Source organism: Methanoregula sp., from assembly GCF_049518935.1.
In the GTDB taxonomy this organism is placed as follows: Archaea; Halobacteriota; Methanomicrobia; order Methanomicrobiales; family Methanospirillaceae; genus Methanoregula.
The window spans coordinates 154,821-167,620 of record NZ_JBEKRH010000002.1; the positions used below are offsets into that span (position 1 = coordinate 154,821).

Consider the following 12,800-nt stretch of genomic DNA (forward strand, 5'->3'; position numbering starts at 1 on the left):
TCCCTGTCCTGCATCCGCGGGTAACATCCTTACCTTAATTACCGCCCCGTCATCAGTACTGATAGATGCAGAAGCGAGAGAAAGAGAGTGATATCCACATGCGGGGAGGGGTCATTACGGAGCGTGATGCCGGTCTTTCCACGGTCCGCACCCGGGCGCCTGCCGGTGTCTTCACGATCGAACAGCTCCGGGGTCTTGCAAGGGTTGCAAAGAAATACGGGACCGGGATTGTCCACTGCACGATCCGGCAGACGATCGAGATCCCGCACGTTAGTCCCGAGAATCTTAAAAAAATCGCAAAGGAACTCGAAGCAAACGGCACCCCAATCGGATCCGAGAAGGACGAAATCGTCAACATCATCTCCTGCCCGGGCTCCGAGCGGTGCAAGTTTGCCAATATCGATACCCTCAGCCTTGCAAAGAAGATCGATGCGAAGATGTTCGGGAAAGTGATGCCGGTCAAGATACGGATCGCCGTATCCGGCTGCCCCAACGCCTGCACGAGCCCGATGCTCAACGAGATCGGGGTCATCGGCCGGGTCCGCCCGCTCCGCACCGAAGGTCTCTGTACCGGCTGCGGCGGCTGCGTCTATTACTGCAAGGAGCATGCCATCAGGATCCGGAACGGCATCTCGGAACTGGACGAGGAGAAGTGCGTCGAATGCGGCATGTGCGTCACATCGTGTTCGTTCGATCTCCTGAAGGCCGAGCCCCGGCACTACCTGATCACGGTCGGGGGAAGAAGGGGGCGGCACCCGAAGATCGGCCGCGAGCTGCTTACCGTAGACACGGAGGATCATGTCCTCTTTGTGATCGACAGGATCGTAGACTGGGTCTACCGTCGGGCCTGGAGCGGGAGACTGCTCTCGGAGCAGCTGGACGAGCTCCATTTTGAAAAGTTCCGGGCAGAGATCATAAAGCAGGTGCCGGAAGCGCATGCTGTGCAGCCGGTTCACAAAGCCGCGGCAGAATAATCCTCTCCCTGTTTTAAAAAAACAACAGCGATGCATGTCGAAGAGCCCTGCGGGAACAGATGTTTGCTTATACCGACGCCAGGTCGAAGAACCCTTCGGGTTCTTCTCCAGACTGCTCTTCCCTGCGGGAACAGCAGTCTTACCACAGGATTACTTCCACGCTCATGCCTTTCTCGAACCCTTCGCAGACGGAGGGTATGCGGATGAGCCCCTCGCTCCTGATGAGGGTGTGCAGCAGGCCCGACTTCCCGAAGACCGGGTATGCAATACCATCCGCACACCGGACCCGGATGTATTCCTCCCGCCCTTTCTGGGAAGGGATGCTCTCGCCAAGAACGGCCCGGGTTGTCCGGAACCGGGGTTTTGTGAGACCAAGCATCCGGTCGAGCAGGGGGCAGACAATCGTGATGAGCACCACAAAGGCTGCAGCGGGATGGCCGGGGAGACCGAAGACCGGTTTCTTCCCGATCAGGCCGATGATGGTCGGCTTCCCGGGCGCGATCGCAATCCCGTGGACCAGCACCTCCCCCGCACCGGCTATGACCGCAGAAGTCATGTCCCGGTCGTCCTTGGAACTTCCGCCGGAGATGATGATCACGTCGCATTCCGGCAGTGCAGTGGCGATCGTAGCCTCGAAAGACTCCCGTTCGTCACGGACGATCCCGTAGATACGGGGAATGCAGCCGTATTCCCGGAGGTACGCGGCGAGCATCGGGGCATTTACGTCCCTGATCTGCCCGGGCCCGGGCCGGGACGAGACCGGCACGAGCTCGTTCCCGGTCGAGATGATCCCGACAACGGGTTTTTGTGCAACCGGCACGGATACGCAGCCACAGGCAGCAAGGACCCCGGTATCCTGCGGGGAGAGCAGGCGTCCTGCCGGAAGGACTGTCTCTCCCTGCCGGAAGTCGTCGTCCCGGAGGAGCGTGTTCTCCCCGGAGGAGACCGGGCGCCGCACGAGAACCGTTTCCCCTGCCTCTTCTGTGTTCTCCACCATCACAACGGCATCTGCGCCTTGCGGCATCACGCCTCCGGTCGGGGTGTACACGCATGTCCCATGCGTGACCGTGTGCCCGGGATCAGGGCTGCCCATTGCCACCCGGCCGGTGCAGTGCAGGATCGCGGGAACGGCATCGCTCGCCCCGGCCGTATCAGCCGCCCTGACCGCATACCCGTCAACGATCGACCGGTCGAAACCGGGGATATCGGAGTCTGCAACAATATCAGAGGCCAGCACACGGCCCGCTGACTGCTCGACCGGCACGTGCTCTGTCTTTACCGGGGGAGCAATCTTCTCCGCTGCAGCTACGGCATCCGTTACGGGAATAACACGGAGGAACCTGCTCATTTGAAGCAGCCCAACTGGCAGCCCCGGATCTTGACCCTGTTCCGCGTGCAGTAATCTCCCACCGCACCACGGGATACCTTGGCCTTATCCGCTACCGCAAATGCCTGCTCGCAGGTGATCATGTCGCCAATGCCAGTTTCCTGCAGCGCTTTTTTGATTTTATCGTCACTCATGGTAACCCGGTTTGGTGTACTTCCTTATGGGGTTTACCTCTTGTGATCGGGACACCCGGGCGGTTGCAGCAATCGTGTAGTTCCGGAGGATGGGAATATAAACCGGGACGGGAGAATGGGAAATAAAGCAGAACGGGGAAGATGGTCATGAAACAGAAAAAAATCGATATTACCGGGAAAACAAGCCCGTACTGCCTTTCCGTAGTGGCAAAAGAGGCAAAATCTTTAAAGCCATCCGATGAATTACTCATTACCTGTGACGATTTCCCCGCCGCAACGACCACAATTCCCCGCATTGCACAGGATGAAAACCTGGCTCTGGAGATACAAAAAAGGGCCGGGGAACCATTTGAGATCAGGCTGAGACGAAAATAACCAGTACACTTTCGGGCCGTTAACCATGACCATGCATTTTTTCCTCCTGAGCGGCCCCCTTTCCACCGAGCGGCTTTCGTGGATGGATGAGTGCCTCAAGTTCTTCTTCGTGCAGCTCTATCCCGAGACACTCGTGCACCGGGGAAAGACCGAGAACCCGGTCTTCCTGTTCTTTATTACCGGGGATGCCCTATACAGCCTCGAGGACCCCGAGACCCTGCAGCTCTGGGAGGTGATCCTCTCGCTCAGCGCGATACGGATCATCTGCGACCGACAGGAGATCGATCTCCGCGGGATCTCGATCGAACGTCTCCGTATGAAATTTCCTGACCAGGTGATCGACCAGAACGGCCTTGCGGCTAACGGCCGTCCCTCGTTCTGGAAAGACATAACTACTGCGGTCCGGGAGAGGTTCCCGCTGCCGGACGGGGCCGGCTGGTTCCAGACCGGTTCCCCCTATATGCACCGGTCAGCCGGGTATGCCGTCGAATTCCTCTCGGCGGCCCTCGGGACGAACGTCCCGGTAGACCTCTACACCTATCTTGACGGGATCCACATGGGCCATGCCGGCCAGAACCCGACCGAGGCGGAGAACATCGGGCGGGGCCTTGAAGAGATCGCGGACCGGGCAGAGAAACTCGGCCTCCCGTGCCACATGCTGGCCTGCAACCGCTGCGCCACGGCCCGGGGATACAGCACCTGGGACGACGGGCAGGGGGTGGTAATCTCGACCTGCGCGATAAAGCCGTTCAGGATCCGGGACCTGAACGTGATAGTGGACCGGTTCGGGCACAACCATGTGATCCTTGCGGAGAATGCCGCATCGATCCAGTTCCCGAAGAAGGGGGCCGCGCCCTCCTTTGACCGGGCTGAAAAGAGCGGCACTGCCCCACCGGTCACGATACTCGTGACAAAAAATCCGTACAGCACGGAACACGCATTCGGAGCGATCGCCTTTGCCTCAGCCTGTGCCCACCAGGGGATCCTCACCCGGGTAATCTTCCTCGAGGACGGGGTCTATGCCCTGACCGGGAACCAGCGGACCCCGGAGGACTCGGCGCTCTTCAATATCCAGGATATGATCAACGCGGTGGCCGGCAGCGAGAACCTCTATTTCTTCGTACTGATGCCATCGCTTCAGAAGCGGGGGATCGCAAAGAACAAGAGCCTGAATGCGGTCCTTGATATCGGCTACCCGGGCCTTGGGAAGATCCTGTTTTATTCCCCTGCGAACGTGCAGGCCGAGCACCAGCGGGTGCTGGTGTTCTAATTGAGGCGTGGGGAATGCCAACAGATTACGGTTCAGATTAATTTTTTTACAACGGGAGTTGGTTTTTAAAAATAAGAGGCTGGTGAATGATTTTCATCCACCAATGACATATCAGGGAGACATTATTTCAACGTTATCCTGAATTCCTCCGTGCCGGTCCAGATCGGAATCGCACCAACCGGGTGTCCCGGTTTGAGATACCCCTTCTTTATTACCACCAGATAGTCCCCCGGGTCCCGCAGGTTCTTGTATTTCGGGAACCACGCGAAGTCTTTCACGTACCAGGTGTTATGTTTCGGATGAGAGAGCATCCGGATGAAATTCTGGCGACCATCGATGAATGGCCGGGTTTCGGAATCTTTCTGACTTACCAGGGTTGGTTCCGTATAGATTTCATACTGCCCGTCAGGAATTGAGCTCTCGATATTGCAGTACAACGAATACTGGGTTTCAGGATCCATGCTGAGTTCAAGGCTGGTTTTTCCTAGGGTATCCCAATAGCCGTAGATATCTACGTCAGGCTTCGGAATCCATGCACCGTTCTCGAAGACTGCGGTTTTCCCGATCTTTATTCCGTTCACTTTCAGTACCGGTGCCGCTGCACCCGTCGGGGTGACCTCCTTGTTCAGGGAAGGGGCAGGACCCGGATCCTGCGTGTTCATTTTGGCGCTGTTCATCGCATCCTGGGTTGTCCTGCCGCCGAAATAGAACCCGACTACAGCGGCGAGGGTTGCGCCCAGCATACTTATGATATTATTCACGACCTGGGAGTCGGCACTCGTTGCAAACAGGATCAGCATGGTTGCTATCGCCAGTATGAGAATTACTGCGAATGCGATCATCCCCCGGGTAAATCCCGAGAGTCCTTCAATCGGTTCTTTCAGGTTGGCCATGACTGCATCGAAGAGACCCTCGATCGTCTTTGCTGCCTGATCACCAGAGCCATCCCCGTCAGGGCCTTTTACTTTGGAAAGATATCCATCCATGCTGGATTTCATCATCTCGTGCACTATCTTGTCCCGTTCAGCGGCAAGTGTGTAGGTCCACCAGAGATCGATACAGTAAGGAATGAGAAAGAACAGTGCAACCACAACAGTGAACCAGAATGCGTACCAGAGACCTTCCGACGTAAATGTCATGGAGGTCGGACTCGTAATATTAGTAAGAGAATTTGTCACATTATCCATGTTTCACCTCAGATCATTTTCCTTAGTGCCTACTGAAAACTGCAAAAACGAAAGCCAGGTATTTTCAATGAGATAGTTGGAAGAGACTGTACACTGTAGGCACATTTTACAATATATTCTCAGGAATAAAAATATTTTTAATAATTTTTCCTGATACGTTATCTGTTTATTAAAACAAATGAAAAAAAAGATCGCAATCCGGAGGGTATCGTGCCAGGATGGTGTCCCTTATGGTTACCAGCCCATCCGCTGCAGGATAAATTCCGGCTTCTTCATCGGAACGAGGCTGGCTGACAGGAAAATGAAACCAGTCACTATAAGAAGAGCCCGGTAAGGGGTAAGGAAACCAGGCGCCAGACCGGCCGGCAATGAACAGAATGCCGCCAAGTACAAACAGCCCTTTTGCAATCAGGTTCACGTTTCTCCCTCCTGATCGCGTTGTGTTTTTCATAGCACAGAATTTTATTCGTCTTTGTAAATATACGTGTAAGAGATGCGAAGGAACAAGTGGAAAGAATCACTCGTACCTGCGGGCCGGAGAGGAGAATGAGGGATGTGATGATACCCCCTCCGGCTTGCATTACGGGACAACCTTCGGCTGTCCGCAATGAGGAGTTTGCCTTTGAGGTATAAGCGATTTGTCGGCCAAAACTCGACACGTCCCGGAAAAACAGGAGAGAGTAAAAACGACAGCAGGAGATCTGAACGAAGGGAAGAATCTGTTTTCCATGTGACTGCACAGATCTCCGTATTACTTCAGAGGCAGATAATCCGGAGAGAGATTGCCATTGTGATACCACGCCCTCCCCGGACCTGCGGGTATCCTTCTGATATCCGCGTCAACGTGTTTCACATCCTGCTATAAACGCCCTGTCGGCCAAAACTCAACCTGTCAATAACGTGTCGAGTTTTGGCCGACAAAGAGTAATTATTCACATACTTCACGCTTCCCCGTGATACCATGAAGGATCACTGGTTAGCACTATTGTTGGTAGTTGGTGCGGCACTGTTCGTACCAGCAGCATCGGCTAAGATTGTTGAAGAAAAAAGCGGCTATGTGGTGACTACGGGTACGGATAATCTCCGGCTGCCGGAGATGGCCCTGTCAGGGACACAAACCATTTCGCAAGGTCAGACGCAGAGTTATACAACCTCTGTCCCGCGGGGGAAAACTTCGTTCTTTGCCGATCTGAACTGGGGTGTTTCCTCCAATTCACTCGCACTCACTATCACTGCCCCGGACGCCACACTTGGTCCGTACTATGATGCAGCGGATGGGCGGATCGACTGCCGGATTAACTTAAGAATTACAAAAACCAGCGGTCTTGAATCCGGTACATGATGGTCCGGCATATATGGAAACCACGTGAGTGGAGTGCAAAGCTACACGTACTCGGCATCGGCAGGTTAGATCATAAACATTTTTTTATCATAGGGATAATATTCATGTATGGGAAAAAGGATCAGACTCGAAACGTTCCTGCTCCTTTTTCTTTGCTCCGGATCATTGCTGGTTACCGTTGCCGGTGCAGGCTTCAACGGGTATACCGTTGACCCGGTAACGCCGGGAATGGATACGGGAACTCCCCTTGAAACGGTGCCGGTCGATTTCTGGGGCCTTCCTCCCCAGGTAATGGCCATTTCCCTCGCCGTATCATTATCCCCCGTCATCGCATTTCCGGTTGAATTGCTGTTTTTTTTAAAACTGTTTGCGTACCTGGGATACCGGAAGGTGGAACAGCACAGTGTTTTCCATAACGCGGCCCGGAACCGGATCTATTCGTGTATCCAGGACAATCCAGGTATTTTTTTCAACGCTTTATCACGAAAGACCGACGTAAAACGGGGATCCCTCAGGTACCACCTCACCCTCCTGAAACTGATGGGTAAGATTGCCGTTCTGGATACCCACGGAAATACCCGGTATTTTGAAAATTCCGGGAAATTTTCAGAGCCTGAAAAGAAGGTTTTGAAGTACCTGCAGAATGATACCGATTGCCGGATTCTCACATTTCTCCTGTATAATCCGGACATAACGAGGAAGGATCTGGTCAGGCACCTGGGGATCGCCGGGTCTACGGTTACCTGGTATATGAACCGACTCAGTGACGAGAACCTGATCTGCGTACAAAAAACCGGGAAGAATGTCCGGTATGAGATCAACCCGGAATCCAGGCGTATCCTGCAGAAATACCTGGCCGTCAACAATGATCTGGTATCATTACCGTTTGCGGAGGGGATGCCGGAATGTTCGTGAGGGGCTGGCCGGGCTGCGGGAAGTCTTTCCGGCCAGAGCCCGTGGTCCCGTCGGGAACGATTTGGTTTCTTAAAGGTGGCGGTTCTGCGGCTCCCGGGGTGAGGGCCCGAAACGGTAGGGAAATGATCACCGTTACGGCCGGGAGATCACCTCTTTTTCTCCGCTGAAGTAAGCGATCTGGTCCAGGTACACCATGAAGAGATACCCGGCAAGGATACCGATCACCATGCCGGCCAGGTGCAGCGAAATGCTCACGGTCCGCGTTGAGTTGGCGAGCCGCTCCGGGAAGAGATTCCAGATAAAGTACCAGAAGATGGCGACGATCGCGATGGTGAGGAGCCGGGAGGACCAGGAGAACTCCTGCATGACGCGATAGAGATCCACAAACCGGTGCCGGTAGACTAATACCGCGAGCACCAGCATGCCGGTCACGGCGACCAGGCTGAACTGGAGCGGGAAGCTTCTCGCCGTGGGGTACAGGAGCATGTACCGTGCGATGATTCCCGCAGACATAGCAAGGATACCGGCCAGCACAATGCCGTAATAGCTGCGCATGCTCCTCCCGGACATCCGCTCAATATACATCAGCCAGAAGAGGAGCAGCAGTCCTGCGAGCGCGGAATCGATACCCGAGAGACCAGCATAATAGCTCGTTGTCGCATTGAAGAGGGCAAAGACGGCACCGAAGATGAGAAAGATGATGACGATCACCTTGGTCAGCACGAGGTACAGCCGTTTCCGGTTTACGATCGTGGCCAGCACGAGACCGTAGATGGCGATCAGCAGGTATGCGGTCACGTTCCCGAGGAAATGATCGAAGTTCAGGTGGACGAACGAGGACGTGAAGAGCTGGTAGACATGGAAGTCCTGCAGGTCGACCTGCAGGCTTGAACGGAATGACGGGTTTACCGTGACGAAGTACTCGATGATGATCGTGATTGCCGGGATGATCAGGACGATCGCGAGATAGAGGGAGAAGAGCCGGAGGTTGATGGTTGATCGGAAATCCCTGTACTTTTCAATAATGCTCATGGTACGCTGCCGGTCTGTCCCGTTCCCTGATCTTTGATCGGTGCTGCTCGAATAAAAGAGGATGGCTTTGTATGAACAGAAAGGGGATTTCCGGCTCATCATTCCCGGGTGTGACCGGGCGCGGTTGTCCCCCGCTCTTCACCGGGCCTCTCTGGATTTTTTCCCTGCAGCTGCGATATGCCACATCCCCGCAGGAACACGGATTTCGAACCGGGCGGCCGGTGCCCCGATGCGCCAGTAAATGATGAAAGGCCGCAGATGTTCTTAATTGTTACGAAGGGGGGCGGTACCGGCGGGTAAACGACACGAAACCGCCGGAAAAAGGATTACGCTGATCCGGGATGGGTGGCGGAACCATCTCCAGAGGAACCGGAATACTCTGCCGGTATGGCACGAAGATACGTTTTAATAGGAGACCCGGCGAGATAGAGATGGTGAAAACCATGAAGATCAGTGCACGCAACCAGATACCCGGCACCGTAAAGACGATCAAGAAGGGACCGGTAAGCACCGAAGTCGTGATCTCAATCGCCGGGGGCAACGAGATTGTCTCCTCCATCACAACACATTCTGCAGAATCCCTGAAACTGCACGAGGGGTCGAAGGTCTACGCAATTGTCAAGGCCTCCGAAGTGATGGTAGGGATCGATTAATCCTCTTTTTTAATTCTTGTGACGCCGGGTATCAGTCGAACCGGATCGACAGCAGGGCATCAAGGTATCCTGCGGGATATGCCCCATTATCCGGAGTAAACCAGACTTCGATTATTGATTCCCCGACGATGCAGTGGAGTCCAAGGAGTCCGTATTTATGAATGATATTCACCGGACCGTGCGCCGTTTCCCGTATATAGAGTTCCTCGTTTCCAAGAAACGCGGCAACATCCTCATTCGTCACCGGGCGGGAGAGGCGGTACTCGCGGCGGGTCCAGCCGGGGTAAGGAGAGACCGGATCGGGAAACGGGGAAGGCATACCTATAGAGTATTTTCAGGCACCACACGATAATACAATCCATCAGCGCCTTCATGTATACCGTTTACCCTCAAGGCCATCGCTTTGAACAGGTCCATAATTGCTGCATGCAAGTATGAAGTAACAGAATGATGTCGCCCGACAGTCAGGATGTGTTATCAACCGCCTGTGTTCCGGAATGGAAGACCGGCCTGGAGAAGACTCTTCACTGTGCAATGGCGTTTTCTGATCGGGAAATCCTCATTTACAGATCATACTGAAAATTGTGAGATATATTCAGTATTTATTGTTAACAAATTTAAAAGTTAAAAACAAAACATTATAATTTGCAAGGTCCAACGTACCTATCGTTCATAATATACTGCAGACGGTGCGGAAAATGCACACAACAGGCAGCAAATATAAGATTCGCCGTGAGTGTGTGGCGATCTGACCAGAATTCCCCGAGGACGTACCGGAGAATGCTGCTGTGATTACCTGACTGGGGATTATATCCGGGTGTTCCATCATGAAAATTTCAAAAAATACCGCCCTTGGCAGAATAGGAATTATTTTTCTGGTCCTCCTTTTTGTATCATCGGCGGGATGTATCAGGCAGGTCCAGAATACCCTGAGTCCGTCAGGTAGCGGGCAGGATGCCGTCACTACGGCTCCCATGTCCCCTGTACAGACACCCGTATCCGTGAGCACAGGCACTGCTGCCGTATCTTCACCAGGTATTACCGTACCAGAAACACCTGCCCCGAGCACGGCAAGCATCGCGGTTCCCATATATCCTGATGACTGGAACCGGGATGTCAGGAACCTGTCGGGAAGAGACGGGGGAAGCGTGACACTTCCGACAGAAAATGCCTGGAGTTCGCGCCTGCCCCTGTATACCCTGAATGTTGCACCAAACTATGATGCCAGGGCAATAGAGGTGAATGTAACCCATGGCCCGCTGGTGATTATCTTTTCAGCAACACCCCAGATCCAGGACCCCCGGATCTCATTTGCCGATGTAACGGTCCGGGAACTCCAGTCAAAAGAAATTGTTGCAGAGGAAAGGATTGATCATTTCCCGCAGGCCGATATGTCGAGTACCACGCGGACGGTTGAATCCGGCGGGCCTGATGAAAAGCAGATCGTGATCTTCCGGGAAGGTGCGTACCATATCAACGTGGATGGCAATCAGGTCTCGATAAACCTCGCGGTGTACACCGGGGATTCACCGGTCGTGGCGACTGCAGCACCAACGGAAGATGATTTTGCCTGATAGGGGTGCTATGGTGCAGATTTTTTTGGTTATGGTATCATGTACGTTCACCCTCATTGGGATCAGCGGCTTTTTTACTACCCTGAAAAACAGCATCTGCTTCACAAAAGACCCGCTCCCTCCCGTGACGGATCCCCTTCCGGCCGGGCCCGGTGCCCTTAAAAAGGAATTGCCCGCACTTGATCTGACAACTGCCCGTGCAGCCGGTGAACATTTTCTTGCAATTCTGACCGAAGCTTCGTGGGAAGGGATCATCTCCCTTGCAGCGGTTATGGCAACTGCCCTGGTATCAGGGTTCATCGTGCTGTTCATCGATCTCTCGCTTCCGGCTATGATCGGCCTCAGCCTCGTGGCGCTTGCAGCAGCCGGTCTGTCAGTACAGACCATACACAGGCGTCATGCCACGGGAACCTGGCTGCCCCCGGGCATACCCGGGAAAAAAAGGGACCCGGTTCCCGTCCCGGACCAGATAACGGATTTCCCTATTGTACCGGAATCCGTCCATCCCCATCTGGTGGCCGATCTCCCGGAAGAAGCGTCGCTCGCCACTTTGGAGCGATACTGGGTTGTCGAACCCTACTCCTTTGTGAAGATCGAGCGGGTCAGGAACGAGGGGTTCACCTACATCGTGGTCGAGCCCGTCATCTCCCAAAAGGAGAAGACGATCCTGATGGAGACCTATGCGCACCTCCGGGATATCATCATCTATGACAACACAGAGAAGGGCCGGGACGACCGGATCGATCCTGTGGCGGTGGCCCGGATCATCCGGCAGTTCGATCCGGATATTTCTGACGAGAGGGTAGCAATCCTGAATTATTACATCAAGCGGGACCTGTCCGGCTACGGTCCTCTCGAAGTCCTTATGAAGGACCCGGCACTGGAGGACCTCAGCTGCAATGGCCACGACCTCCCGGTCTTTGTCTTCCACCGTACCTATGGTAGTCTGCCGACAAGCATTTTCTTTACCGAGAGCGAACTGAACCAGTTCGTCCTCAAGCTTGCCCAGAAGGCCAACAAGCAGATGTCGCTCTCCAATCCGATGGTCGATGCCACCCTGCCGGATGGCGCCCGGATCCAGATCACCTATAGCGAAGTGATCTCTACCAAAGGCAGCTCGTTTACTATCCGTAAATTCCGGGCAGAGCCCATGACACCGCTCGACCTTATCCGGTTTGGTACGTACGATGCGCAGACCCTCGCGTTCCTCTGGCTGGCCATCGAGCACCGCAAAAGCCTGCTGGTTGTCGGGGGCACAGCAAGCGGCAAGACTTCGATGATGAACGCGGTCTCGCTCTTCATCCCGCAAAATGCAAAAGTCGTGTCGCTCGAGGATACCCGGGAGATCCAGCTGCCACACCGGAACTGGCTCCCCACCCAGACCCGGGAACTCAATGCGGAAGGGATCAAAGGCGACATCGATCTCTTCTCCCTCTTAAAAGCCTGCATGCGGCAGCGCCCGGAATATATCATCGTGGGCGAGGTCCGAGGCGTGGAGGCCCAGACACTTTTCCAGGCCATGAACTCCGGCCATGCCACCCTCTCGACCATCCATGCAGGGAGCGTGTACGAAGCGATCAACCGCCTGACCCACGATCCGATCAATGTGCCTCCGGTTATGTTCCAGGCGCTCGATCTCGTGGTGGTCCAGTCCATCTACACCCTCGGGAAGACGAGGATCCGGCGCTGCCTCTCTATCCACGAGATCGAGGTGACGAAGACCGGGGAGATCAATCCCATTCTCCTGTTCGAATGGGACATCCAGCACGACACGTTCGTACGGAAGTTCCAGAAGTCCAAGGTTCTCGACGAGATCGCATTCCATTGCGGCTGGGATACCGAAGAACTCGAACACCAGCTTAAAAAGCGCGAGGAGTTCTTCCGCTGGGCACTCGAAGTTGAACCACCGACCCTCCGCGATCTTGCAAATGCCATTCAAGACCTGGGTGACTAATCC

The 12,800-nt window shown here is 54.5% G+C and carries 14 protein-coding genes; 8 read left to right on the forward strand and 6 right to left on the reverse strand.

Translation table 11 applies throughout. The features are described from left to right. Nucleotides 1–65 precede the first annotated feature (65 nt). Nucleotides 66–974 (forward strand): ferredoxin-like domain-containing protein, encoded by a 909-nt coding sequence (locus ABSE13_RS02685; protein ID WP_424026947.1) that lies wholly within the window; start codon nucleotides 66–68, stop codon nucleotides 972–974. A 139-nt stretch (nucleotides 975–1,113) separates the two neighbouring features. Here the strand turns inward: ABSE13_RS02685 and ABSE13_RS02690 are convergent, their stop codons facing one another. Continuing rightward, nucleotides 1,114–2,322: a molybdopterin molybdotransferase MoeA gene (locus tag ABSE13_RS02690; protein ID WP_424026948.1), complete on the reverse strand. Its 1,209-nt coding sequence runs from the start codon at nucleotides 2,320–2,322 to the stop codon at nucleotides 1,114–1,116. Continuing rightward, nucleotides 2,319–2,495 carry a hypothetical protein gene (locus ABSE13_RS02695; RefSeq protein WP_424026949.1) on the reverse strand — a complete coding sequence of 59 codons (177 nt, stop codon included), beginning with the start codon at nucleotides 2,493–2,495 and terminating at the stop codon, nucleotides 2,319–2,321. Before ABSE13_RS02695 ends, ABSE13_RS02690 begins: the two co-directional genes overlap by 4 nt. 147 nt (nucleotides 2,496–2,642) lie before the next feature. Between ABSE13_RS02695 and ABSE13_RS02700 the strand changes: the two genes are divergently transcribed. Together ABSE13_RS02700 and ABSE13_RS02705 are read left to right on the forward strand one after the other, a co-directional pair. Next, nucleotides 2,643–2,870 carry a sulfurtransferase TusA family protein gene (locus ABSE13_RS02700; protein WP_424026950.1) on the forward strand — a complete coding sequence of 76 codons (228 nt, stop codon included), beginning with the start codon at nucleotides 2,643–2,645 and terminating at the stop codon, nucleotides 2,868–2,870. A gap of 25 nt (nucleotides 2,871–2,895) precedes the next feature. Further along, nucleotides 2,896–4,140 carry a DsrE family protein gene (locus tag ABSE13_RS02705; RefSeq protein WP_424026951.1) on the forward strand — a complete coding sequence of 415 codons (1,245 nt, stop codon included), beginning with the start codon at nucleotides 2,896–2,898 and terminating at the stop codon, nucleotides 4,138–4,140. 122 nt (nucleotides 4,141–4,262) lie between these two features. Here ABSE13_RS02705 and ABSE13_RS02710 read toward each other — a convergent pair whose 3' ends face one another. Together ABSE13_RS02710 and ABSE13_RS02715 are read right to left on the reverse strand one after the other, a co-directional pair. Next, on the reverse strand, nucleotides 4,263–5,327 hold the full coding sequence (locus tag ABSE13_RS02710) for a hypothetical protein (protein ID WP_424026952.1): 1,065 nt from the start codon (nucleotides 5,325–5,327) through the stop codon (nucleotides 4,263–4,265). Between the two features lie 169 nt (nucleotides 5,328–5,496). Continuing rightward, the gene (locus ABSE13_RS02715; RefSeq protein WP_424026953.1) at nucleotides 5,497–5,745 is read right to left on the reverse strand and encodes a hypothetical protein; all 249 of its coding nucleotides are present in this window, start codon (nucleotides 5,743–5,745) and stop codon (nucleotides 5,497–5,499) included. A 543-nt stretch (nucleotides 5,746–6,288) separates the two neighbouring features. On the opposite strand from ABSE13_RS02715, the gene ABSE13_RS02720 reads away from it, so the two are divergent. After that, complete coding sequence (locus ABSE13_RS02720) at nucleotides 6,289–6,669, forward strand: peptidase domain-containing protein (RefSeq protein ID WP_424026954.1); 381 nt, start codon at nucleotides 6,289–6,291, stop codon at nucleotides 6,667–6,669. A 108-nt stretch (nucleotides 6,670–6,777) separates the two neighbouring features. Continuing rightward, nucleotides 6,778–7,584, forward strand: a complete 807-nt coding sequence (locus ABSE13_RS02725) for a winged helix-turn-helix transcriptional regulator (protein WP_424026955.1) — start codon at nucleotides 6,778–6,780, stop codon at nucleotides 7,582–7,584. 132 nt (nucleotides 7,585–7,716) lie between these two features. On the opposite strand, the gene ABSE13_RS02730 is transcribed toward ABSE13_RS02725, so the two are convergent. Further along, entirely contained in the window at nucleotides 7,717–8,616 is a 900-nt protein-coding gene (locus ABSE13_RS02730; protein ID WP_424026956.1) for a rhomboid family protein, read from the reverse strand. 443 nt (nucleotides 8,617–9,059) lie between these two features. Here ABSE13_RS02730 and ABSE13_RS02735 point away from each other — a divergent pair, with 443 nt between their 5' ends. Continuing rightward, nucleotides 9,060–9,269 carry a TOBE domain-containing protein gene (locus tag ABSE13_RS02735; RefSeq protein ID WP_424026957.1) on the forward strand — a complete coding sequence of 70 codons (210 nt, stop codon included), beginning with the start codon at nucleotides 9,060–9,062 and terminating at the stop codon, nucleotides 9,267–9,269. Between the two features lie 31 nt (nucleotides 9,270–9,300). Here ABSE13_RS02735 and ABSE13_RS02740 read toward each other — a convergent pair whose 3' ends face one another. Further along, nucleotides 9,301–9,588, reverse strand: a complete 288-nt coding sequence (locus ABSE13_RS02740) for a hypothetical protein (protein WP_424026958.1) — start codon at nucleotides 9,586–9,588, stop codon at nucleotides 9,301–9,303. Nucleotides 9,589–10,096: 508 nt separating this feature from the next. On the opposite strand from ABSE13_RS02740, the gene ABSE13_RS02745 reads away from it, so the two are divergent. Together ABSE13_RS02745 and ABSE13_RS02750 are read left to right on the forward strand one after the other, a co-directional pair. Then, nucleotides 10,097–10,843 (forward strand): hypothetical protein, encoded by a 747-nt coding sequence (locus ABSE13_RS02745; protein WP_424026959.1) that lies wholly within the window; start codon nucleotides 10,097–10,099, stop codon nucleotides 10,841–10,843. Between the two features lie 31 nt (nucleotides 10,844–10,874). Next, nucleotides 10,875–12,797 carry a type II/IV secretion system ATPase subunit gene (locus tag ABSE13_RS02750; RefSeq protein WP_424026960.1) on the forward strand — a complete coding sequence of 641 codons (1,923 nt, stop codon included), beginning with the start codon at nucleotides 10,875–10,877 and terminating at the stop codon, nucleotides 12,795–12,797. Nucleotides 12,798–12,800 lie beyond the last annotated feature (3 nt).

What these genes read in the sequence shown, in the direction of transcription:
- ABSE13_RS02690 (WP_424026948.1), bottom strand. Translation starts at nt 2,322, where the DNA reads ATGAGCAGGTTCCTCCGTGTTATTCCCGTAACGGATGCCGTAGCTGCA.
- ABSE13_RS02710 (WP_424026952.1), bottom strand. Translation starts at nt 5,327, where the DNA reads ATGGATAATGTGACAAATTCTCTTACTAATATTACGAGTCCGACCTCC.
- ABSE13_RS02740 (WP_424026958.1), bottom strand. Translation starts at nt 9,588, where the DNA reads ATGCCTTCCCCGTTTCCCGATCCGGTCTCTCCTTACCCCGGCTGGACC.
- ABSE13_RS02750 (WP_424026960.1), top strand. Translation starts at nt 10,875, where the DNA reads ATGGTATCATGTACGTTCACCCTCATTGGGATCAGCGGCTTTTTTACT.
- ABSE13_RS02725 (WP_424026955.1), top strand. Translation starts at nt 6,778, where the DNA reads ATGGGAAAAAGGATCAGACTCGAAACGTTCCTGCTCCTTTTTCTTTGC.
- ABSE13_RS02695 (WP_424026949.1), bottom strand. Translation starts at nt 2,495, where the DNA reads ATGAGTGACGATAAAATCAAAAAAGCGCTGCAGGAAACTGGCATTGGC.
- ABSE13_RS02720 (WP_424026954.1), top strand. Translation starts at nt 6,289, where the DNA reads ATGAAGGATCACTGGTTAGCACTATTGTTGGTAGTTGGTGCGGCACTG.
- ABSE13_RS02705 (WP_424026951.1), top strand. Translation starts at nt 2,896, where the DNA reads ATGACCATGCATTTTTTCCTCCTGAGCGGCCCCCTTTCCACCGAGCGG.
- ABSE13_RS02685 (WP_424026947.1), top strand. Translation starts at nt 66, where the DNA reads ATGCAGAAGCGAGAGAAAGAGAGTGATATCCACATGCGGGGAGGGGTC.
- ABSE13_RS02745 (WP_424026959.1), top strand. Translation starts at nt 10,097, where the DNA reads ATGAAAATTTCAAAAAATACCGCCCTTGGCAGAATAGGAATTATTTTT.
- ABSE13_RS02735 (WP_424026957.1), top strand. Translation starts at nt 9,060, where the DNA reads ATGAAGATCAGTGCACGCAACCAGATACCCGGCACCGTAAAGACGATC.
- ABSE13_RS02700 (WP_424026950.1), top strand. Translation starts at nt 2,643, where the DNA reads ATGAAACAGAAAAAAATCGATATTACCGGGAAAACAAGCCCGTACTGC.
- ABSE13_RS02730 (WP_424026956.1), bottom strand. Translation starts at nt 8,616, where the DNA reads ATGAGCATTATTGAAAAGTACAGGGATTTCCGATCAACCATCAACCTC.